Genomic DNA, 19,970 nt, shown 5'->3' with positions numbered 1-19,970 from the left:
AGACAGCGGAGATTTTCTTGGCGCATCGCATTCTCATCGTCGACGACGAGGGCCACATCCGCGAGGTCATCCGCGTCGCCCTGAAGAAGGCCGGCATGGACGTGATCGAGGCGCGCGACGGCAAGGAGGCGCTCAGCCGCTTTGCCGCCGACAGGCCCGATCTGATCGTGCTCGACATCGGCATGCCCGAGTTCGACGGCCTCGACGTCTGCCGCGAGGTGCGCAAGTCGTCCGACGTGCCGATCCTGTTCCTGTCGGCCCGCGACGAGGAGATCGACCGCATCCTCGGCCTCGAGATCGGCGGCGACGACTACGTGACCAAGCCGTTCAGCCCGCGCGAGCTGGTGGCGCGGGTCAACGTCATCCTGCGTCGCCTCAGCCCGCGCAATGGCGAGGCCAAGGCGGTTCCCACCGCGCTGTCGCAGGGCAGTCTCCTGATCGATCCCGAACAGCACGTCGCTTCATTTGCAGGGACACCCCTGAAACTGACCGCGATCGAGTTCGGTATCCTGCGCGCTTTCCTGACGCGGCCGACCTCGGTGTTCAATCGCGAGCAGCTGATGCGGGCCGCCTATCAGCTCAACATCCAGGTCTCCGACCGCACCATCGACAGCCACATCCGCAATATCCGCGCCAAGCTGGCGGCGCTGGCTTGCGACAACGTCATCGAGACCATCCACGGCGTCGGCTTCAAGCTCGGCCGCTGCGAGAAAGAGGCATGAGCGCGGCGCCAGACAAATGGCGGCCGTCGCTGGGGCTGGTCATCTTCACCGTGCTGGCCACCGTCGCCATCCTGCCGCTGGTCGGCCTGTTCTTCTTTCGCCTCTACGACAACCAGCTCATCCGACAGACCCAGGCCGAGCTGATCGCGCAGAGCCGGGTGCTGGCGACGATCTATGCACAGGAGGTTGCAGCAAGGCTCGACAGCGGCCTCACGCTGGGCGCCGAGGTGCCACCGGGCGTGCTGCCCGATCCCGGTGACCAGGTCACGCCGATCCGCCCCGGGCTCGACCTCACCGCGAACGATCTGCTGCGGCGGCGGCCGGATGCCCAGGCTGCATCCCGGCCGGCGCAGCCCGCCTATGTCGAGATCGGCGCGAAACTGACGCCGATCATTCGCGAGACGCAGAAGGTGACGCTGGCGGGCTTTCGCATCCTCGATCCGCAAGGCGTGGTGATCGCCGGACGCCAGGAGGTCGGGCAATCCCTCGCGCATATCGAGGAGGTCGCGGACGCGCTGCACGGGCAATACCGCGCCACCTTGCGCAACCGCGTGCCGGACAAGCCGCCGCCGCCGATCTATTCCTTCAGCCGCGGCCTCGGCGTGCACGTATTCTCGGCGATGCCGGTCATCGTCGACAATCGCGTCGCGGGGGTGATCTACGCCACGCGGACGCCGAGCAACATCTTCGACCACCTCTACCAGGAGCGGGCCAAGTTCGTGCTGGCGGGGCTGGCCGTGCTCCTCGGCACGATCGCGATCGGGCTCGTATTCTCGCGCACCATCACGCTGCCGATGCGCGAGCTGATCGATCGTGCCGCCAGAATCGGCCGCGGTGACCGCGAGGCGTTCCGGCCGCTCCGGCACTACGGCACACGGGAGTTCGCCCAGCTCTCGCACAGCTTCCTCGGCATGGCCGAGCAGCTGGCGCGGCGTTCGGACTACATCGCAACTTTCTCGGCCCATCTCACCCACGAGCTGAAATCGCCGCTGACCTCGATCAAGGGCGCGGCCGAGCTGTTGCAGGATTCACTTCAGGGCAAGGCCGGGGGCCTGACGCCGGCCGAGCAGACGACATTCATCGCCAACATCCTGTCCGACACTCAGCGGCTGGAGGCGATGGCGCAACGGCTGCGCGAGCTCGCCCGCGCCGAAAGCCTGCCGCAGAACGAGCGCACGGAGCTCGCGCCCGTGATCGCCGACCTCCGGAACAGGTTTCCGGTAAGCTCGATCGAAGCCATCGGCAGCCTCGACCGGGCGATCGGCATGTCCGGCGAGAAGGCGCTGATCGTGCTGTCGCATCTCGCCGACAACGCGGTGCGGCACAAGGCGAGGATCATCAGGTTGGAGGCCGCCGACGAGCGCACGACCCTGCGGCTGACCGTGAGCAACGACGGCGAGTTGATCTCGGCGCCCAACCGCGACCGGATTTTCGATGCGTTCTTCACCACCCGCCGCGACCAGGGCGGTACCGGAATGGGGCTGGCGATCGCGCGGGCGGTGATGGCGAGCCATGGCGGCTCGATCAGGCTCAAGCCGACCGACGGCGGCGTCGCCTTCGAGCTCCAATTCCCTGTGGCCTAGATCGCGAACACCCAGGCGGCGACGATGGTGCCGATGGTGACGAGACCAGCGATGGTCCAGCCCGCGGCATATTCAAGCTCAGGATGACCGGTCGCCCGCATGAGCTCGACCGGATCGGCGGTATGCTTCTCTGCCATGACAGCCTCGCACGTTTCTTCCCGCGTCATAGATAAGTCGCATCAGCCGCCATTAGGTTCCATCACGGAAATGCGAGGCATGACGCAGCTTGGTTTGTTCGCCGAACCGGAAGCGGGCCCTGCGGGGCTTCGCCATACCGACGACTTCATCGATGCCGCGGTCGAGCAGGGCTTGATCGACCGCATCGCAGCATTGCCGCTCCAGCGCTTCCAGTTCGGCGCCTTCGAGGGCAACCGCCGGGTGGCCTCGTTCGGCTATCGCTATGACTATTCGTTGCAACGTCTGGCCGCGGCGGAGCCGATCCCGGACTGGCTGCTGCCCGTCGCGCGGCAGGTCGAGGCATGGGCGCAACTGCCGGAGGGCAGCGTCCGGCAGGTGCTGTGCACCGAATATGAAGTCGGCGTCGGCATCGGCTGGCACCGCGACAAGCCGCACTTCGACAAGGTCCTGGGCCTGTCGCTCGGCTCGCCCTGCAAATTCCGCTTCCGCCGCCGCAATGGGGACGGATGGGAACGCCACACGCTCGAGGCTCTGCCGCGCTCGCTCTACATGATGGACGGCGAGGCGCGGTCGCAATGGGAGCACAGCATTCCGCCGGTCGAGGCGCGCCGCTATTCCATCACCTTCCGGACGATGAAGCGGGCCTGACAGGCCGGCCAACAAAAATGCGAAAACAACCCCATGCACAGTAGGACGCCATTTCCGGTGCGGGGCTGGGTGGCGCCGGACAACGGCTTGACGGGCCGGGATAAAGTGGCCGCGCCGCGCAATCGTCGCGCGGCCCGCGAACTTGCGGGCCAATCCGCGGCTGCTCGCCAGACTGAGGCCCGCGCCGCGTCGGCCGCCTGCCGGGCGAAGGTGCCGTGAATTCGCCTCAACAACAGCCAACTAATGAGGCGAATTGAAAAGACAGGCCAAATCGGCAAGCCAATATCGGTCCGCGAGGCCGGCATCACCATGAAGAATTACCTGGCATTTTTCCTGCTCTTGACCATGACCGCGGCCTCCGCGCACGGAGTTTTGCCGGCGCGGCTCTCGCCGCCCACCGGGCTCGTCCAGGCGGGCCTCACCGACAACGACACCACCGCCGGCGGCACCGCTAGGCTGTGCGAGCAGGTCACATTCTCGCGCGGTCTGCGCTATGGCGAGAGCGAGGCCAACGTGCTCGACGTCGCGACCAGCGCGACCAAGGCGGACACGCCGCGGCCTGTGCTGCTGTTCGTGGCGGGCGACACCTTTACCGGCGACCGCGCGGCGCCGGAGCTGTCGCGCCAGATCCAGGACCAGGCCATGTGCTTTGCCGCGCGCAACGAGATGATCGGGGTCCGCGTCAACTATCGCCTGGCGCCCGCGGCGACCTGGCCGGCCGGCGCGTCCGACGTGGCGGCGGCGCTGTCCTGGGTGCACGGCAATATCGACCTGTTCAACGGCGATCGCCGCGAGATCGTCGCCGTCGGCTACGGCGCCGGCGCCTTCCATGTCGCCACCCTGCTGGCCCATCCCGAGTTGCAGACCGACGGCGCCGACGTCGCCGGCGTCGTGCTGGTGTCCGGGATCTACCGCGTGGGCAAGGAGGCGAGCGACAGCGAGAAGGCCTATCTCGGCACCGACCCCACCCAGTACGACAGCCGATCGGTGTTCCCCGGCATCCTCAATGTCGATGTGCCGATCGTTCTTGCCTGGGCCGTGGACGATTCCTCCGGCCTCGTGGCGCAGGGCGAAACCCTGAAGAAGACGCTCTGCGGCGCCGGCCACTGCCCGCGCAGCACGCTGCTGCGGAGCCGCGAAGGTATCGCGAGCGCCTTCGGCCTCGACGGCTCCGGCGAGAGCCTCGCCGAGCCGACGCTGCTGCTGGTGCGTCAGCTCGAGGCGCGCGGGCTGCCGTAGCGAAGGCTTGAGGGCACACAGCTGTAACGGAGCGTCAGCACGTCTGCCCCTTTAGGTCGAGGCCGTCCCCCCCCCCCCGCTACTTTGAAGTGGGCCGGCAAGCCACACGATTGACAAACGCTTGACCTAGACGGAGCGGCCTTGGTGTGGGGCCAACCACAAGGCATCGAACATGCACGTCATCGGCAAGATGCTGCTCGTGTTGATCGCCGCCCTCGCCTCGCTCGGCGCGATGTCCCAGCAACGTGCCGAGCAACCGGCAAGCAACGAGGAAATCCGCATCGGCAATGTCATGCCGTATTCGGGACCGCTCTCGGAGTTCGGCGCCATCGGCCAGGCGGAGGCCGCCTATTTCAACATGATCAACGCGCGTGGCGGGATCAACGGCCGCAAGATCCGCTTCATCACGCGCGACGACAATTCCGATCCGGCGACTGCGCTGGAGCTGACGCGCAATCTGGTCGAGACCGAGGATGTGCACCTGATGTTCGGCTCGTTCGGCACACCCGGCAATCTCGCCACGCGCTGGTACCTGAACGAGAAGAAGATCCCGCAGCTCTTCGTCGCCTCCGGCGACGAGGAGCTGAGCCAGGCCAAGGCATTTCCCTGGACCATGGGTTGGCAGCCGTCGTTCAGGTCCGAAGGGCGCATCTACGCCAACTACATCCAGGCCTACTACCCCAGGAAGAAGATCGTCGTGCTCTGGCAGAACGACCAGTTCGGGCGCATGCTCTACAAGGGCATCCAGGAAGGCCTTGGCGATCTCAACCGTCACGTCCTCGTCGACATCGCCTTCGACATTGCCGATGAGCATCTCGACGGGCACGTCTCGATCCTCAAGCGCGCGGGCGCCGACATCTTCGTCTTTCTCGGCGTGCCGTCGACGGCGTCCAAGGTGATCAAGCTGGCGGCGTCCTTCAACTGGCATCCGGTCTTCATCGTCAACGATGCCTCCGCCTCGATCGCCAATGCGATGGCACCCGCGGGCCTCGAGAACTCGGCCGGCGTGATCTCGGCGGCTTTTCTGAAGGATCCGAGCGATCCCGCCTGGAAGGACGATCCCGCCATGAAGAACTGGTTCGCCTTCATGGACAAGTACCATCAGGTCGAAAGCAACAACAACAGCGCCGCACTCTATGGCTACGCCGCGGCCGAGGCACTGACGCAGGTGCTGAAGCAATGCGGCGACGACTTCTCGCGCGAGAACATCATGCGTCAGGCAGCTTCGCTCAGGGACTATCATCCGTCCGTGGCGCTGCCGGACATCCGGATGAATACTTCGCCCGGCAACTACCTGCCGATCAGGCAGATGCGGCTGGTCCAGTTCGACGGCCGTTCCTGGCAGCCGTTCGGCGAGGTGATCGAGACGGCCTTCACGGAAGGCGCGGCAAGGTGAACCTAGCGCGCAGCGCGCTACGCGCTTGTTGGAGAGGTCGGCGCTGGACTATCGGCGAAGGATGTGCGCTCCCTCCCCCGCTTGCCGGGGAGGGTTGGGGAGAGGGTGTCTCCGCAATCGAGGATCCCCAAGAGGACAGAACCCTCACCCGGCGCTTCGCGCCGACCTCTCCCGCAAGCGAGAGAGGCGATGCACCTTTCTCCTGGCCACAGCCGGGCACAAAACGAACTTGCCCCCTCACGCCGGCTTGAGCGAGGCCAGCGCGTTTTCGAGCAGCGAGCGCACGCGTGCGGCATCGCCTGACTTCACCACGGCGGGGTCGAGATAGAGTTCGAGGCCCGGGGCGCGCTCGGTGATGATACCGCTATTCTCAGCAGCAGTGTCGCTTAGCGCATCCACCGAATAGGGAATGACCTCCCGGCTGATGCCCTTCATGGTGATCGCCGGCAGCGCATGGGCGCGGACGATGTCGCTGACGAGCGCGAAGGTCTCGTAGCTCAGCACGATGCCGCCGGGCTCGGCGATCGATTGCAGGCGCGCAGCGAGGTTCGCCTCCGCACCGATGATGGTGTAGTCCATGCGGTCCGCGCTGCCGAAATTGCCGACATTGCAATAGCCGGAATTGATGCCCATGCGGGAGCGGAACGGCTGCTCGATGCCGGAGGCGCGCCATTTCGCATTGAGCTCGGCGAGGCGCTGCTGCATGCGCCAGGCCATCTGCAGGCAGGCCTGTGCATCGGCGCGGTCGCCCCTGGTCTCGGGATCGCCGAAGAAGATCAGCATGGCGTCGCCGATGAACTTGTCGATGGTGCCGCCATATTCGTGGGCGATCGCCGACATTTCCGTGAAATATTCGTTGAGGAGCTGCGTCAGCTGCTCCGGCTGCAGCCGCTCGGCGGTCGCGGTGAAATTCTGGATGTCGGAGAAGAAGATGGTGAGCTTCTTGCGCTCGGTGTGGATGGTGACGTCCTTCTGGCCGGAGAAGATGCTCTTGTAGACCTGGGGCGGGATGTAGCGCGAGATCTTCATCGAGAGCGAGGCGAGGAAGTCGTTGGCGGATTCGAGCTCCTTGTTCATGCCCTTGATGCGGCGCGCCTGGCGGCGCTGCAGCGACAGGAACGACAGGCCGCTGCCGGCGGCGATGACGAAATAGGCCAGCAGGAACTTGAACGAGAAGATGTTGGCGGCGATCGGCTGGGCGATGATCACCTCCTGGATGCCGCGGACATCCCCCACCTTCCAGTCCTTCTTCGGGCTTTCGGGGTGGCTGTTGTGGCAGCTCACGCAGGCCGGCCCCATGGTGACGGGGGCGACCAGGCGGACCTTGTCGTTGAACAGCGAGGTCTCGGTCTCCACGATCTTCTGCTCGGGGTCCTTCCGCAGCGCATCGAGCGCGTCCTTCTCGAACTTGTCGAGCTGGTGCGGGGCACGGTTCTGGAACGGGAAGTCGGAGACGAAGCGGTAGGTGATGTTCTCCTGCTGCGCGCCGATCACCCGGCCGAGCTCGAGCGACAGCGTTGCCGGAATCGGGATCGCGCCGGGGATGGATTCGTAATTGTGCACCACCCGCGTCGTGCCGTTGGGATTGGCCAGCACCCGCCCGACCACGTTGGTCGCGTAGTAGCTGCGCACGCTCGTGATCACCGAGTTGAGATCGATGGCCTGCCGGCGCAGCGCCGTCTTGCTCAGCTCGGTCAGGTCCAGCCACACCGCGAGCGGCAGGGCGAGGAGCAGGAAGGCGATCACGGCGCCCGTGAGAATGCCGCTCTTGCGCTGATCTTCGGCGATCTCTTGTTTCACTCTGTGGCTCCGCTGTGTGCGATTTTGTCGCAAACCCGTCGGGATTTGCGGCAAAGAATGCGGCAGCACAGAGCCAACAATTGCGGGCCCGCGCAACCCCATTTTATGGTGGTCGGGCCAAGCGCCTTTTCGTTTCATCACGGATGTTTAAGATCGGCCGCGTCTGCATCCGCCCCGCCGGGAGAAGCCCATGACCGAGACCATTCGCATCAAGCGCTTCCACGCGCGCCCCGTGATCGTGCCGATGAACCTGCCGCTCCAGACCTCGACCGGGGCGGTCGCCAAAGCACCGCTGGTGCTGATCGACTGCGAGACTGACCAGGGCGCGGTGGGCCATGCCTATCTGTTCTCGATCACGTCCTCGGCCTTGAAGCCGCTGACGGCGATGGTCACGGAAATGTCAGACCTGCTCGCCGGCGACGAGCTGCTGCCGGTCGAGATCGAGCGCAAGCTGGCCCGGCGCTTCACGCTGCTAGGCCTCGCCGGTCTGCAACGGCTGGCCCAATCCGGCATCGACATGGCGGCCTGGGACGCGCTGGCCCGCGCACGCGGCCTGCCGCTGGCCCGCCTGCTCGGCGGCGCGCCGAAACCGGTCCAGGCCTACAATTCGAAGGGGCTCGGCATCATGCCGGCCGGCGCCGCGGTCGAGGAAGCCCACAAGCTGCTGGCCGAGGGCTTTCGGGCGGCGAAGATCCGCGTCGGCCGGCCCGATGCGCGGGAGGACCTCGCCGTCGTGCGCGCGGTGCGCAAGGCGGTCGGCGACGAGATCACGCTGATGTGCGACTACAATCAGGCGCTGACGGTGACGGAGGCGATCCGCCGCGGCGAGATGCTCGACGACGAGGGCCTCACCTGGATCGAGGAGCCGATCCGCCACGACGATTATGCCGGCTGCGCCCGCATTGCCGACGCGCTGCATACCCCGGTCCAGATCGGCGAGAATTTCGACAGCGCCTTCTCGATGCAGGCGGCGCTCTCGGCGGAAGCCTGCGACTACGTGATGCCCGACGTGCAGCGCATCGGCGGCGTGACCGGCTGGCTCCGCGCCGCCGCGCTGGCGCACGCCGCCGGCATCGAGATGTCGACGCACCTGTTCTCGGAAGTGAGCGCGCATCTGCTCTGCGTGACGCCGACCGCGCACTGGCTGGAATATGTCGACTGGGCCGACGCGGTGCTCGCGACGCGGTTGCAGATCAAGGACGGCTTCGCGCTGCCGGGCAGTGAGCCCGGGAATGGCATCGAATGGGATGAGGCGGCGGTGAAGAAATATCTGGTGGGATAGGCCTTGATCGGCAGACGCTCCTTGGCGTGTTCGTCATTGCTGTCGATCTTATGACGCGTACCTCGGGAGGGGGTCCTTCAATCGATCTGCCTTCATTGGATATTGAATCGCGCGCCCGGGCATTCGTTGGTGACCGTCGTTGCGACGAGCTGGGCGGCGGGCGAGGTCGGCTTCGGGACCGCGACGATCTTCCAGCGTCCCTGCTTGTTGAGCCAGAACCGTCCCGTCGTGGTCGCGATACGGCGCTCGGTGTATTTCTTCGTCGAGATCAAGGGGACCTTCGACTTCGGCGCGGGGACTTCCTTCCAGCCGTCGAACGAATAGAACTCCTGGAAGAAATAGTGCCACTCGATTTTCTGGAATTCATGGTGCGAAACGACGACCCGGACCAGCGAGTTTCCCGTAAGCCATTCCGAACCCATCGGGTCGGGTTCGACCTGCAGGCACCTCGTGTGTAGCGGCTCCTGGACCTGAAGCAGATTCAATCTCTGGCTTTGCGAAAGCATCGCCGAGGTCACCGGCTGCCCCACATTTGGGTCGTTGGCCGGCCCCGAGCAGATCGGCACCGTTGGCGGGCCTTGTCCGGTCCATGGGTTGTTGCTGCAATAGACGTAGCGCGACCACGACGACCAGCCGGTGGACGCCTTTTCCTCCGCCTTGCCCGTCTCGCGGTCCCAAATGCCGGTAAACTTGATCGTCTTGCTCGGCGGGCAGGCCGTTATGGGAGGCCCAGTCCACCAATGGGTGGTTTCGAACTCATAGATGGATTGGTTCGGATGCGGGTACATCACTGCCTTGGCGCTGGTCAGCGCATGATGCTCCGAACACCCCTCGCCCTTCGTATCGAGCCAACAGACGAGCGGAAAGTTCTCGCTCGGCCAGCAACCCGCGTGCGCCGTGGACGATCCCAGAACAGCGATCACGAGAGCCGACGCAAAGAGACAGGCACGCACTGTCAATCTCCCCATTTGCATCTTCACGTTAAGATTGCCCCGTTTCGTCGCCACCACCTTGATCGAGATCAACGCATTGACCCCAGCGGCGCAATGGTGCCGGAGGAGCGAGGCCGCCGGACGTCTGCCCTGCCTTTGCGAGCTCATGACTCAACCGCGCACAGGTCGTGCGTTGGCACCTGCCGATGCCACCGGTCATCATCCCTTCGTGCTGCGAAGTCGGCGCCAAGGCCAGGTCGCCAACGCCCGGCGCGTGTTCATTGTTTCTGCAACACCGCCGGCAACAGCGAACCGTCGTTCAAGATCGAAAAAACCTCCCGGGAGGACAGATGGGCGACGGCCTCCTCGAAAGTATCGCTCGCATCGACCTTGGCACGGCCGACCGCCAGGTTCGCATCGATTGTGTCGGGCCGGACGGCGCGTGGAAATGGCAGCTGCGCGACGTGGAAGGCTAAAAGCCTGGCGTCTTCGCGCAATTCCAGCAACGCGGGTCTGATCCCTATATCCGCCGACTCACTCAATTGGTTCGCTCGACGCAGCACCGAAGGCGGCGCTCCTTCTTCGGGCGTGACGAACAATTTGCCGGACGCGGGCCTGGCAGTCAGCGCGCCTATGGGAACGGCGAACAGCAACCCAACGACGACCGGCGACATCCAGAGCAGAAGGGGCAGCGAAACCGCGTACGCGCTTGCCGCCATCGCAACGCCGCACAAGGTCGGGACACCGTATTTCCGATAGAGCTCGCGGCGCTCCACTGTGCCGTCGTCCCGCCTTTGCGTCTGCCAGCCCGCATCGCGGCCGGCCAGAATTTCGACCACCGCGATTGACTGAAAGATCATCATCACGGGCGCCATCAACGCGGATACGACGATCTCTGCGAAAACTCCGGCCGAGGCACGCAATGCGCCGCCGAATTGGCGTCGCACCGGGCGCCGCATCCAAAGCAGGACCAGGCTGAGCAGCTTGGGCAACAGCAGCAGCGCCATGGTGGCGACGAACACCCAGATGGCGAGCACGGGATCCTGGGCCGGCCACGTCGGAAACAGGGAGAAGCCCTTCGGAAAATACTCCGGACGCGCGAAGCGGGCCTGCAACGAGATCAGCATTCCCAGCAGCAGGAACAGCAGCCACAGCGGCGCCGTCAGATACGCTCCGATTCCCACCATGAAATGCAGGCGCGACACCCAATGGAGGCCCCGCGCGGGCACGACAGCGAGATGCTGAAGATTGCCCTGACACCAGCGTCGGTCGCGCGCGGCGAAGTCAAGCAGCGAGGGCGGCACCTCTTCGTAGCTTCCGTCGAGCATCGGCAGCATGTAGATGCCCCACCCGGCTCGCCGCATCAGCGCGGCTTCGACGAAATCGTGGCTGAGGATATGTCCGCCGAAGGGCTTGCGCCCGCGCAGCTGCGGCAACGCCGCCGCTTCGGCAAATGCCCTCACCCGGATGATCGCGTTGTGGCCCCAGTAGTTGCCTTCGGAGCCGTGCCACCAGGCAACGCCGGCGGCGATCATCGGCCCGTACAGGCGGCCCGCGAATTGCTGGACGCGGCTGAACAGACTTCGCGCGTTGACGACCATGGGGAGCGTCTGGACGAGTCCGGCGCTCGGATTGGTCTCGATGGCATGGACCAATCGGACAACGGTCTGGCCGCTCATGAGGCTGTCGGCGTCGAGCACGATCATGAAGTCGTAGACGCCGCCGAACCGCCTGATCCACTCGGAGATGTTCCCGGCCTTCCGCTCCGTATTCTCGGCTCGGTGGCGATAGTACAGCCGTGTTCCGACGGCCTGTCGCAGCGCGAGGAGCGCTTTTTCTTCGGCGACCCAGATGTCCGGATCGGTGCTGTCGCTCAGAACGAACCAGTCGAACAGCTTTCCGTGCGAGGTCGTCTCCAGGGATTCGATCATCGCACGGAGCCGCGCCGTCAATCGGTGCGGGTCTTCGTTGTAGGTGGGAAGCAGCATGGCGGTGCGGCTTGCGATGGCTGGCAGTTCCGCGCCGGAGGCCAAGGCAACCTCGTCCGGACGATGGTTCAGCAACACAACAAAGCCTGCCACGGCGGAGGCGAACGAAAACGCGACCCAGGCAAGCAGGACCAGAAAGAGCGCCAGCACCATGCCTTCTAGGATGGTGACGCCGCCGACCTGCAGCACGCGATACATCTCATAGCCGCCCGCCCCCGTGAGCGCCGCCGTCGAGAGCAGGATGAGGCCGCGCCGCCAAACCATCGTGGGGGCGACCGGCGCAGGAACACGGTCCGATACCCGGTTCCTTCCGAGGTCGCCAGGCGCCATCGGGAGCGGGGACTCGTGCGGCAGCAGGCGTTGGCTCGCGATTTCGCCGGCAACCGGCCGGGGTGCCGTGCTCAAGGGGCCCATCGGTAGACCCAGACTTCCGACAAGGGCTTGTCGCCCTCGGCCAGAAACGCCCGCAGCTCGATCGGCTCGCCCTTCACCTGGCACTGGAAGCTGAGCCGCCAACCGCCGGTGTAGGGATTGGGTTGCGTGACGATATTCTTGATCTCGGATTTCTCCGCCGTCACCACGCCTTTGACGCCCGCAGGATCAATTCCCTTCAGGTTGTCGCCGAGCAGATCGAGCACGAAGAGGCGCGCGTCCTCGCCTCTCGCCCCTATCCCGCTTCGCGTGAATCTGGCGAGCGAATGCGGCTTCGGGCTATCCGGCCCCCAGTGCAGCCGATAGGTGTAGTTGTGTTCGCCCTTGGCCTGCAGCGGGTTTTTAGGCCGCCAGAATGCCGCGATGTTGTCGTGGACTTCCTCCTTGGTCGGAATCTCGAACAGCATGACCCCGCCCTCGCCCCAATCGCCGATCGGCTCCATCCAGAGACTTGGGCGTTTTTCGAAGCTGGATTCGATGTCCTGGTAGGCGGAGAAGTTTCTCTCCCGCTGCATCAAGCCGAACCCGCGCGGATTGAGATCCTGGAAGGTGCTGATCTGGAGATCGCGGGGATTGCTGAGCGGCCGCCAGAGGCTTTCGCCCTTCCCGTTGAAGACCGCAAGACCGTCGGAATCGTGGACCGAGGGGCGGAAATCGTCGATGTCATTGCGGTCGTTCGGACCGTAGAAGAACATGCTGGTCATCGGCGCGAGTCCGGCCCGCTGCATTTCGACACGCGGATAGACCGACATTTCGACGTCGAAGACCGTCGTGTCCCCTGGCCGCACCGTGAATCGATAGCTCGCTGCGCAGCTTTTGCTGTCGAGCAGAGCATGGATCACCAACGAGGTCGCACCCGGCGCCGGCCGCTCCAGCCAGAAGGCCTTGAAGAGCGGAAATTCCTCGCCCTTGGCTTCGCCCGTATCGATCGAAAGTCCCCGGGCGGAAAGCCCGTACGTCTGTCCCTTGGCCACGGCGCGGAAGTAGCTCGCGCCCAGGAAGACGCAGACTTCGTCGTAATAGTCGGCGCGGTTCATGGGCGCGTGTATGCGGAAGCCTGCGAACCCAAGATCCACGTCCTCGAACGCCGGAACCTTTTCGCCGAACGAAAAGTCCGCCTTGCGGTACTTGAGTTCGGTTGCCTTTCCGTCCGCGACCTCGAAGATGTTCACTCTGTTCTTGTAGAAGAAGCCGCGATGGAAGAACTGCGCTTCGAAGGGAAGATTCTTGCCGCGCCAGAGCGCGCGCTCGGGCAAATAGCGGATCGAACGATACTGATCGTAGTCGAGATCGCGCAATCCACTCGGCAGCTTCTCGTCCGGCGCCTCGTACGGCTTTCCCGCCAGAATACGGGCAAGGTCCCTCACCGTGGACGACCCGAATGCGTCCTCCGACGCGCGAGCGGCGGCGAAACCGCTTCGCGATGCGAGGAGCAACGCCGGCAGCACTGCCGACCCTTGAACAAGCTGGCGTCGGTTCACGCGTTCTCCTCGCTACTGCTGCCGCGGCCAAGCAACGGCCGCCGCGCCCGCGAGTTCCACCGCCCGGCGATCATTGGCGCAGGAGCAAGTGTTGCGACGGCAATGGACCACAAGACGGGCGGAATTTGAGAGCCGCGAACTTCCTCCGTTGGGCCGGAAACGCCGACCGCCCCGCGGAAAGTTCTGGCTTCGAAACGTGCTGTTGACGAAAGAAGCGCTACGCGCGGACACTGTTCACGCACGCTGTTTCCAGTCGATACGAGCGCGCTCGATGCCGAGACAGGGAAGTGTGCTGCGGCCGAAGCGACGATCGAGAAGAGCAAGCGGCCTTCTGCGTCACCTTCGGAGTAACGCCCGCATTTGGGCACCAGCCCAATCTGGATGGGGCGACCCGCGCCGAAATGGAAATCTCGTGGAAACCACTCCTTCAAGCCTCAAGCGCGGGGCGCCTAAATCATTGAAGAAGATGGTGGGCACGACAGGGATCGAACCTGTGACCCCTACCATGTCAAGGTAGTGCTCTCCCGCTGAGCTACGTGCCCTAGAGGTCATTTCATCGGTGGGGTCCCTATAACGGCTCAGGGGACCCGGCGCAAGGACGGAACGGCGCCGATTTAGGCCGCCAGCATCTTGTTCACTTCGCTGACCAATTCGCGCAGGTGCACGGGCTTGGACAGCACCTTGGCGTTCTTGGGGGCGTCCGAATCCGAGTTCAGGGCGACCGCGGCAAAGCCGGTGATGAACATGATCTTGATGTCGGGATCGAGTTCCGAAGCGCGGCGGGCGAGCTCGATGCCGTCCATCTCCGGCATCACGATGTCGGTCAGCAGCATCTCGAACGGCTCTTCCCGCAACCGCTGATAGGCGGCCATGCCGTTGTCATGGGACGAGACCTGGAAACCGGCGTTTTCAAGCGCCTTGACCAGGAAACGGCGCATGTCGTTGTCGTCTTCGGCGAGCAGGATTTTTGCCATGGCAGGAAACGTCGAATCCCCAGAGGATATCAGCAGAGGTCACTAAGCCCGACAGAGGGTAAATTTGGGGTGAAAATCTTTACCTTGGGCCGGCTGCGCTGCCGGCTCTTGTGAACCGGAACGGGCTCCGAATCAATCGAGCCGGACCGACTGCTCCCCGCCACGATGCCCGCAGGGTTAAGACATGTTCCAGCGTCCATCACATCTTTTCGCTTGGCAGAATGGTTGCGATTCCGGACAATGAGGACACATAAGAGCCGCTCGACCGGCCGAATCATTGGATCCGGAGCTTTTCCGGATCGTGCGGCGCCAAGGGGGCGAGGCCTGAGCAGGGACGAAGCTTGAGAAGATGACCCGGTTTGACGGCGACATGTCGCCAGCCTTCGAGATCTTCGAGCCCGCCGAATGGCGCGCGCCTGTCATCTTCAACTCGCCCCATTCGGGCTCGACCTATCCGGACGAATTCCTGGCGGCGTCGCGGATCGACCTGCCGACGCTGCGGCGGTCGGAAGATTCGTTCATGGACGAACTGATCGGCCATCTGAGCGACCGTGGCTTCCCGACGGTTAGGGTCAACTTTCCCCGCTCCTATGTCGACGTCAATCGCGAGCCGTATGAGCTCGATCCCCGCATGTTCAGCGGACGGCTGCCGAGCTTTGCCAACACCCGCTCGATGCGCGTCGCCGGCGGCCTCGGCACCATTCCGCGCGTGGTCGGCGACGGCCAGGAGATCTACCGCGACCGCATCCTGGTCGACGATGCGCTCGGGCGGATCGAGACGCTGTACAAGCCCTACCACCGCGCGCTGCGCCGGCTGATCAACAAGGTGCACCAGATGTTCGGCACCGTGGTGCTGGTCGACTGCCACTCGATGCCCTCGGTCGGTGTCAGCAGGGACGAGCCGCGACGGCCCGACGTCGTGATCGGCGACCGCTACGGCACGAGCTGCACGCCGCTGCTTCCCGATCGCGTCGAGGAAACCATGACCAGCCTCGGCTATTCGATCGGCCGCAACAAGCCCTATGCCGGCGGCTTCATCACCGAGCATTACGGCAATCCCGCAAGCGGCCTGCACGCGGTACAGCTCGAGCTCAACCGCGCGATCTACATGGACGAGCGGCGGCGCGAGCGGAGCGCACGCTTTGCGCAAGTGGCCTCCGACTTCGGCGTTCTCGCCGACGTGCTGGCCAGCACGATTCCGTTCGCCGATCTCGGCCCGTTCCAGGCCGCGGCGGAATAGGCCGGCGCTTCTGCACGATCATGTTGTCTGCGATTGGAGGCGAAAGCGCGCTCGCTTCGCTAGGCACCTCGAAGCAAAAAGAGGCGCACAGAAAAAAGGGCCGCTTCTGATGAAGAAGCGGCCCAAGTCTAGGGAGGAAACGCCCAAGGAGGGCAGCGGTAACGCCAAGCGCTACCGCACCGCAACAATATGCGACCGCGCCGCACAAAGTGCAAGGCCTTTTGAGCCGTTTCCCATGCAATTCACACATGGCTCAGTTGCTTCCAGAGAAACCCAGATTCAGTTTCTTTGATAAGGAAATTCAATGGGTTGATAATCATTTGCATACCAACGAGGCAACTTCGGAACGAAGTTTTCAACTCCGTGATCGATATTTGGCCAGCAGATGACTGGGATGAGGCAGCGGGCCTCGGCATCCAAAATACCAGGGAGCAAATCAACACAGCGCTGCACGCGGGGGAGGAATTGAGCTAGGCAGGAGGCCAGTTTCATCCAACCTTCGCTTCGAGGATTCCCGTGACGGTGATCGACTTCTCCGCCTTCATCGGACGGCTCGCCACCGCCTCCGGCGAAACCATCCTGCCGTTCTTCCGCACCTCGCTGTCGATCGACGACAAGAGCAAGACCAAGGATTTCGACCCCGTGACGGAGGCCGACCGCGCCGCGGAGGCGGTGATGCGGCGGCTGATCAGGGCCAATTTCCCTCAGCACGGCATCGTCGGCGAGGAATTCGGCAATGAGCAGGACAATGCCGACTATGTCTGGGTGCTCGACCCCATCGACGGCACCAAATCCTTCATCGGCGGCTTTCCGATCTGGGGTACGCTGATCGCGCTGCTGCACAAGGGCGCGCCGGTCTACGGCATGATGCACCAGCCCTTCATCGGCGAGCGCTTCTCCGGCGACAACGGCTCGGCCAACTATAAAGGGCCCTCCGGCGAGCGCCGGCTCCAGGTCCGCCGCTGCGCTTCGCTGTCGGAAGCCACGACCTACACCACCAGTCCCCTGCTGATGAACGAGAGCGACCGCGCCATCTTCGGCCGCATCGAGCAGGGCGCGCGGCTGTCGCGCTATGGCGGCGACTGCTATTCCTACTGCATGCTCGCCGCAGGTCATGTCGATCTCGTAGTCGAGACCGAGCTGAAGCCCTACGACATCGCCGCGCTGATCCCGATCGTGACCGGCGCCGGCGGCGTCGTCACCACCTGGGAAGGCAAGCCGGCCCAGGGCGGCGGCCGCATCATCGCGGCCGGCGACGCGCGGGTTCACGAAGAGGCCTTGAGGCTCTTGAACCAATAACAACGAGAGCGGAGGGCTTGCATGACCATCTCACGCAGGCTCCTCGGATTGCTCCTGCTGCTGCCGTCATTGGCCTCCGCACAGAATTTCCCGCCCAAGCCGATCGTGCCGTTCCCCACTGGCGGGCCCAACGACATCATTGCCGGGTGATAGGCCAGCGCATGTCAGATGAGTTAAGTGGCTAGAGTTCGATGATTTCTTGTTCGGATCGGTTTTGATGACCATATCGAAAAGAACGTTGGAGGAAGTTCAGAAGGCTTTTGAGGCACAATACAAAGCCCTTCAAGCTTCGTGCAGGGCATACGACGCCGGTGAAAAGTGGGAAGCGATGAGAATCGCCACCACAGTTCATACGCTCGTTCATGATCACGGGAAGAACTATCACTCCATACTGACGCAACTTGGGATCAGAGGATCGTTTCGGTTTCTGTCGTCTGGGCGAGTCCGTGGCGATGGTGAGCTGGCTTGGAGTCCGCTTGTGAAAGCGGAAATGACCCAGGATGGGATCAAGTGTCATCCAATGTTGGACGAGGGCCCTCAGACCAGTCGCAACAACGTCTGGACGCACGAATATGTGCAATTTCCCACTTGGTGGGAAAAGGAGAAAATTTCTCGCGGAACCAAGTTTGGACTCTCAAGAAGAGGGCTTGTCTTCGCACTTCGCAACAAAGAGGGCGGAGGCCACTTCGGTGATTTAGACGATCCCCGATATGTAGAATTGAAGGAGGATAAGAGGCTTTCTCCCAATCTCCCCGAGATTGAATCTGCAATGATGCGCCAGATCGGTTGGGAAATGATCATGACCTTCGAACGACGAAGCTAGGAACATCGAAAAGCAGAATTTGCCCTCTGGTGTGCGGACAGTCTCCCGGTGGGGTACTCCGCCCGGCATCGTCTCTTTGAAAAGTTCATACGCCTGCACCTTTGCCACCATCGCTCAGGAGCCTCTAGACCAGAGTGAGCCTCACACCGCCTCTGCCCTTAGATGCTCGACCAGCATCTTGGCCGGCCGCGGCAACGCCTTGAAGCTGCGTGCGCAGATCACGAGCCGCCGGTTGGCCCAAGCATCGCGCAGGCGGACCATGGCGAGCGGCATGGTCCTGGCGCAGCGCCGCGCGGCAGCTTCGGGCACGAGCGCGACGCCGACATCGGCGGCGACCATCTGGCAGATCGCGTCGAAATCACGCAGGCGCGCGCGGAAATGCGGGCGCAGGCCGAGCCGCGCGGCGTGCTTGGAGATGTGCACCTGCAGCGCGGTGGCGCTGGTCAGGCCGACGAAGTCGCAGGCCCCGGCCTCCTGAAAGTCGATCTGGCGCCGGCCGGCGAACGGGCCACGGCGCGAGGTCACCAGTGTCAGGCGGTCCTCGCTGAAGATGAAGCGCTCGATATGGTCGGGCAGCGCGTGCTCGGCGGCGAAACCGAGATCGGCGGCGCCCATCGTGATCGCCGCCGCGATGTCGGTGCTCTCGCGCTCCTCGATGTCGACGGCGACGTCGCGATGCGCGCGCAGGAAGCCGGCAAGCGCCTTCGGCAGATGCTCCGAGAGCCCCGAGGTGTTGGCGAGCAAGTGCACGCTGGCGCGCAAGCCACTGGCAAAGCCGGCAAGATCGCCGCGCATGGCGTCGATCTGGTGGATGACCAGCCTTGCATGATCGAGCAGGCTCTCGCCGGCCGCGGTCAGCTCGATGCCGCGGCGCCCGCGCTTGAGCAGCGCGACGCCGAGCGCATCCTCGAGTCCCTTGATGCGCGCGGAGGCGGAGGCCAGGGCCAGGTGCGAGCGCTCGGCACCGCCCGTGATGCTGCGCTGGTCGGCGACCGCGATGAAGAGCTGGAGGTCGACGAGATCGAAGCGCATGCCGTGTCTCCAGCCTTCGCTCCAGACGAAGGCTTTCTCCGTAACCTCCAGATTGTGCCGGATCGCAGCTTCGGTCAATGTGCCGACATGATCGACCCGTTTCTCATCGTGATCGCCGCCGTCTTCCTGCTCGCCGGATTCGTCAAGGGCGTGGTCGGGCTCGGCCTGCCGACGGTGTCCATGGGCCTGCTGGCGGTGAGCATGGCCCCGAGCCGGGCCATCGCCATCGTCATCGTGCCCGCCATCATCACCAACATCTGGCAGACCTTCGTCGGCCCCTATCTGCGCGACATCCTGAGGCGGCTGTGGCCGCTGATGATCGGCACCGTGGTCGGTTGCTGGCTGAATGCCGGCGCGCTGACCGGGCCGCATGCGCGCTACGGCACGATCGTGCTCGGCGTGCTCCTCGTCATCTACGCCGTGATCGGCCTGAACAAATTCCAGTTCCGCGTGTCACGCGGGAACGAGAAGTGGGTCGGCGGCGTGGTCGGGGTCGTCACCGGCGCGATCTCGGCCTCGACCGGCGTGCAGGTGATCCCCTCGATGCCGTTCATGCAGGCGATCGGCATGGAAAAGGACGAGCTGGTACAGGCGCTCGGCGTGTTCTTCACGACGGCGACGCTGGCGCTCGCGTTCAACCTGACCGCCGTCGGATTGCTGACGCCCGCGAATGTCGTGCCGGGCGCCGTGGGCCTCGCCATGGCCTTTGCCGGCATGTTCATCGGCCAGTCGGTGCGGGCGCGGATGCCGGCGGAAGCGTTTCGCCGCTGGTTCCTGATCGCGATGATCCTGCTCGGCCTCTATCTCGCGGGAAGCGCGCTGGTGAAGGAATTCGGCTGAGAGAAGACTGTAGGGTGGTTAGCATCGCGGATTGCGCGCAGCGCAAGCCGCGGGGCGTAACCCACCATCTTCGTTCGCATTCGAACAGGCATGGTGGGTTACGCCTTGCGACTGCGCTTCG

18 protein-coding genes, 1 tRNA gene and 1 pseudogene are annotated in these 19,970 nt (G+C 64.2%); 11 read left to right on the top strand and 9 right to left on the bottom strand.

The annotated features are described in order from the left end of the window. The first annotated feature begins 17 nt into the window (after nucleotides 1–17). Together XH96_RS05595 and XH96_RS05590 are read left to right on the top strand one after the other, a co-directional pair. A complete protein-coding gene (locus XH96_RS05595; protein ID WP_194391408.1) occupies nucleotides 18–722 on the top strand; it encodes a response regulator transcription factor in 705 nt (234 codons plus the stop codon). Then, the gene (locus XH96_RS05590) at nucleotides 719–2,305 is read left to right on the top strand and encodes an ATP-binding protein (RefSeq protein ID WP_194391407.1); all 1,587 of its coding nucleotides are present in this window, start codon (nucleotides 719–721) and stop codon (nucleotides 2,303–2,305) included. Before XH96_RS05595 ends, XH96_RS05590 begins: the two co-directional genes overlap by 4 nt. Here XH96_RS05590 and XH96_RS05585 read toward each other — a convergent pair. Beyond that, nucleotides 2,302–2,442, bottom strand: coding sequence for a hypothetical protein (locus XH96_RS05585; RefSeq protein ID WP_194391406.1), 141 nt, complete (start codon nucleotides 2,440–2,442; stop codon nucleotides 2,302–2,304). The two genes, XH96_RS05590 and XH96_RS05585, sit on opposite strands and share 4 nt — an antisense overlap. A 79-nt stretch (nucleotides 2,443–2,521) precedes the next feature. Between XH96_RS05585 and XH96_RS05580 the strand changes: the two genes are divergently transcribed. From XH96_RS05580 to XH96_RS05570, 3 genes are all read left to right on the top strand, one after another. After that, entirely contained in the window at nucleotides 2,522–3,091 is a 570-nt protein-coding gene (locus XH96_RS05580; RefSeq protein ID WP_194391405.1) for an alpha-ketoglutarate-dependent dioxygenase AlkB, read from the top strand. 309 nt (nucleotides 3,092–3,400) lie between these two features. Next, nucleotides 3,401–4,330 (top strand): alpha/beta hydrolase, encoded by a 930-nt coding sequence (locus XH96_RS05575; RefSeq protein ID WP_194391404.1) that lies wholly within the window; start codon nucleotides 3,401–3,403, stop codon nucleotides 4,328–4,330. 172 nt (nucleotides 4,331–4,502) lie between these two features. Further along, the gene (locus XH96_RS05570; protein ID WP_194391403.1) at nucleotides 4,503–5,726 is read left to right on the top strand and encodes an ABC transporter substrate-binding protein; all 1,224 of its coding nucleotides are present in this window, start codon (nucleotides 4,503–4,505) and stop codon (nucleotides 5,724–5,726) included. 237 nt (nucleotides 5,727–5,963) lie between these two features. Here the strand turns inward: XH96_RS05570 and XH96_RS05565 are convergent, their stop codons facing one another. Further along, complete coding sequence (locus XH96_RS05565) at nucleotides 5,964–7,526, bottom strand: adenylate/guanylate cyclase domain-containing protein (protein WP_194391402.1); 1,563 nt, start codon at nucleotides 7,524–7,526, stop codon at nucleotides 5,964–5,966. Between the two features lie 190 nt (nucleotides 7,527–7,716). On the opposite strand from XH96_RS05565, the gene XH96_RS05560 reads away from it, so the two are divergent. Continuing rightward, nucleotides 7,717–8,808 carry an enolase C-terminal domain-like protein gene (locus XH96_RS05560; protein WP_194391401.1) on the top strand — a complete coding sequence of 364 codons (1,092 nt, stop codon included), beginning with the start codon at nucleotides 7,717–7,719 and terminating at the stop codon, nucleotides 8,806–8,808. Nucleotides 8,809–8,900: 92 nt separating this feature from the next. Here XH96_RS05560 and XH96_RS05555 read toward each other — a convergent pair whose 3' ends face one another. The 5 genes from XH96_RS05555 to cpdR all read right to left on the bottom strand — a co-directional run bounded on the left by XH96_RS05555 (nucleotide 8,901) and on the right by cpdR (nucleotide 14,615). Then, the gene (locus tag XH96_RS05555; RefSeq protein ID WP_246789965.1) at nucleotides 8,901–9,833 is read right to left on the bottom strand and encodes a hypothetical protein; all 933 of its coding nucleotides are present in this window, start codon (nucleotides 9,831–9,833) and stop codon (nucleotides 8,901–8,903) included. 185 nt (nucleotides 9,834–10,018) lie between these two features. Further along, nucleotides 10,019–12,142, bottom strand: a complete 2,124-nt coding sequence (mdoH, locus tag XH96_RS05550; protein WP_194391400.1) for a glucans biosynthesis glucosyltransferase MdoH — start codon at nucleotides 12,140–12,142, stop codon at nucleotides 10,019–10,021. Then, complete coding sequence (locus tag XH96_RS05545; protein ID WP_371740155.1) at nucleotides 12,130–13,596, bottom strand: glucan biosynthesis protein G; 1,467 nt, start codon at nucleotides 13,594–13,596, stop codon at nucleotides 12,130–12,132. Before XH96_RS05545 ends, mdoH begins: the two co-directional genes overlap by 13 nt. Nucleotides 13,597–14,108: 512 nt before the next feature. Next, nucleotides 14,109–14,183, bottom strand: a tRNA-Val gene (locus XH96_RS05540). Between the two features lie 72 nt (nucleotides 14,184–14,255). Beyond that, a complete protein-coding gene (gene cpdR, locus XH96_RS05535) occupies nucleotides 14,256–14,615 on the bottom strand; it encodes a cell cycle two-component system response regulator CpdR (RefSeq protein WP_028179810.1) in 360 nt (119 codons plus the stop codon). Nucleotides 14,616–14,964: 349 nt separating this feature from the next. On the opposite strand from cpdR, the gene XH96_RS05530 reads away from it, so the two are divergent. Beyond that, on the top strand, nucleotides 14,965–15,855 hold the full coding sequence (locus XH96_RS05530; RefSeq protein ID WP_194391398.1) for an N-formylglutamate amidohydrolase: 891 nt from the start codon (nucleotides 14,965–14,967) through the stop codon (nucleotides 15,853–15,855). Nucleotides 15,856–16,134: 279 nt separating this feature from the next. On the opposite strand, the gene XH96_RS05525 is transcribed toward XH96_RS05530, so the two are convergent. Next, nucleotides 16,135–16,347 (bottom strand): hypothetical protein, encoded by a 213-nt coding sequence (locus tag XH96_RS05525; RefSeq protein WP_194391397.1) that lies wholly within the window; start codon nucleotides 16,345–16,347, stop codon nucleotides 16,135–16,137. Between the two features lie 24 nt (nucleotides 16,348–16,371). Here XH96_RS05525 and hisN point away from each other — a divergent pair, with 24 nt between their 5' ends. The 3 genes and pseudogenes from hisN to XH96_RS05510 all read left to right on the top strand — a co-directional run bounded on the left by hisN (nucleotide 16,372) and on the right by XH96_RS05510 (nucleotide 17,977). Continuing rightward, nucleotides 16,372–17,154: a histidinol-phosphatase gene (gene hisN / locus XH96_RS05520; protein WP_131869066.1), complete on the top strand. Its 783-nt coding sequence runs from the start codon at nucleotides 16,372–16,374 to the stop codon at nucleotides 17,152–17,154. A gap of 21 nt (nucleotides 17,155–17,175) precedes the next feature. After that, nucleotides 17,176–17,336, top strand: a pseudogene (locus XH96_RS05515) (tripartite tricarboxylate transporter substrate binding protein); the annotation flags it as partial. Between the two features lie 35 nt (nucleotides 17,337–17,371). Then, a complete protein-coding gene (locus XH96_RS05510; protein WP_194391396.1) occupies nucleotides 17,372–17,977 on the top strand; it encodes a hypothetical protein in 606 nt (201 codons plus the stop codon). Between the two features lie 141 nt (nucleotides 17,978–18,118). Here XH96_RS05510 and XH96_RS05505 read toward each other — a convergent pair whose 3' ends face one another. Then, nucleotides 18,119–19,009 (bottom strand): LysR substrate-binding domain-containing protein, encoded by an 891-nt coding sequence (locus tag XH96_RS05505; protein WP_194391395.1) that lies wholly within the window; start codon nucleotides 19,007–19,009, stop codon nucleotides 18,119–18,121. Between the two features lie 87 nt (nucleotides 19,010–19,096). Here XH96_RS05505 and XH96_RS05500 point away from each other — a divergent pair, with 87 nt between their 5' ends. Continuing rightward, nucleotides 19,097–19,849 (top strand): sulfite exporter TauE/SafE family protein, encoded by a 753-nt coding sequence (locus XH96_RS05500; protein WP_194391394.1) that lies wholly within the window; start codon nucleotides 19,097–19,099, stop codon nucleotides 19,847–19,849. The last annotated feature ends 121 nt before the right edge of the window (nucleotides 19,850–19,970 follow it).

The sequence above is a fragment of the Bradyrhizobium sp. CCBAU 51765 genome, assembly GCF_015291725.1.
Lineage (GTDB): Bacteria > Pseudomonadota > Alphaproteobacteria > Rhizobiales > Xanthobacteraceae > Bradyrhizobium > Bradyrhizobium liaoningense.
Note: the sequence above shows the minus strand (reverse complement) of the source record. Positions and strands in the feature narration are given on the sequence as shown.

What these genes read in the sequence shown, in the direction of transcription:
- XH96_RS05505 (WP_194391395.1), bottom strand. Translation starts at nt 19,009, where the DNA reads ATGCGCTTCGATCTCGTCGACCTCCAGCTCTTCATCGCGGTCGCCGAC.
- mdoH (WP_194391400.1), bottom strand. Translation starts at nt 12,142, where the DNA reads ATGGGCCCCTTGAGCACGGCACCCCGGCCGGTTGCCGGCGAAATCGCG.
- XH96_RS05590 (WP_194391407.1), top strand. Translation starts at nt 719, where the DNA reads ATGAGCGCGGCGCCAGACAAATGGCGGCCGTCGCTGGGGCTGGTCATC.
- XH96_RS05575 (WP_194391404.1), top strand. Translation starts at nt 3,401, where the DNA reads ATGAAGAATTACCTGGCATTTTTCCTGCTCTTGACCATGACCGCGGCC.
- XH96_RS05585 (WP_194391406.1), bottom strand. Translation starts at nt 2,442, where the DNA reads ATGGCAGAGAAGCATACCGCCGATCCGGTCGAGCTCATGCGGGCGACC.
- XH96_RS05580 (WP_194391405.1), top strand. Translation starts at nt 2,522, where the DNA reads ATGACGCAGCTTGGTTTGTTCGCCGAACCGGAAGCGGGCCCTGCGGGG.
- XH96_RS05525 (WP_194391397.1), bottom strand. Translation starts at nt 16,347, where the DNA reads ATGAAACTGGCCTCCTGCCTAGCTCAATTCCTCCCCCGCGTGCAGCGC.
- cpdR (WP_028179810.1), bottom strand. Translation starts at nt 14,615, where the DNA reads ATGGCAAAAATCCTGCTCGCCGAAGACGACAACGACATGCGCCGTTTC.
- XH96_RS05500 (WP_194391394.1), top strand. Translation starts at nt 19,097, where the DNA reads ATGATCGACCCGTTTCTCATCGTGATCGCCGCCGTCTTCCTGCTCGCC.
- XH96_RS05570 (WP_194391403.1), top strand. Translation starts at nt 4,503, where the DNA reads ATGCACGTCATCGGCAAGATGCTGCTCGTGTTGATCGCCGCCCTCGCC.
- XH96_RS05530 (WP_194391398.1), top strand. Translation starts at nt 14,965, where the DNA reads ATGACCCGGTTTGACGGCGACATGTCGCCAGCCTTCGAGATCTTCGAG.
- XH96_RS05510 (WP_194391396.1), top strand. Translation starts at nt 17,372, where the DNA reads ATGACCATATCGAAAAGAACGTTGGAGGAAGTTCAGAAGGCTTTTGAG.
- XH96_RS05560 (WP_194391401.1), top strand. Translation starts at nt 7,717, where the DNA reads ATGACCGAGACCATTCGCATCAAGCGCTTCCACGCGCGCCCCGTGATC.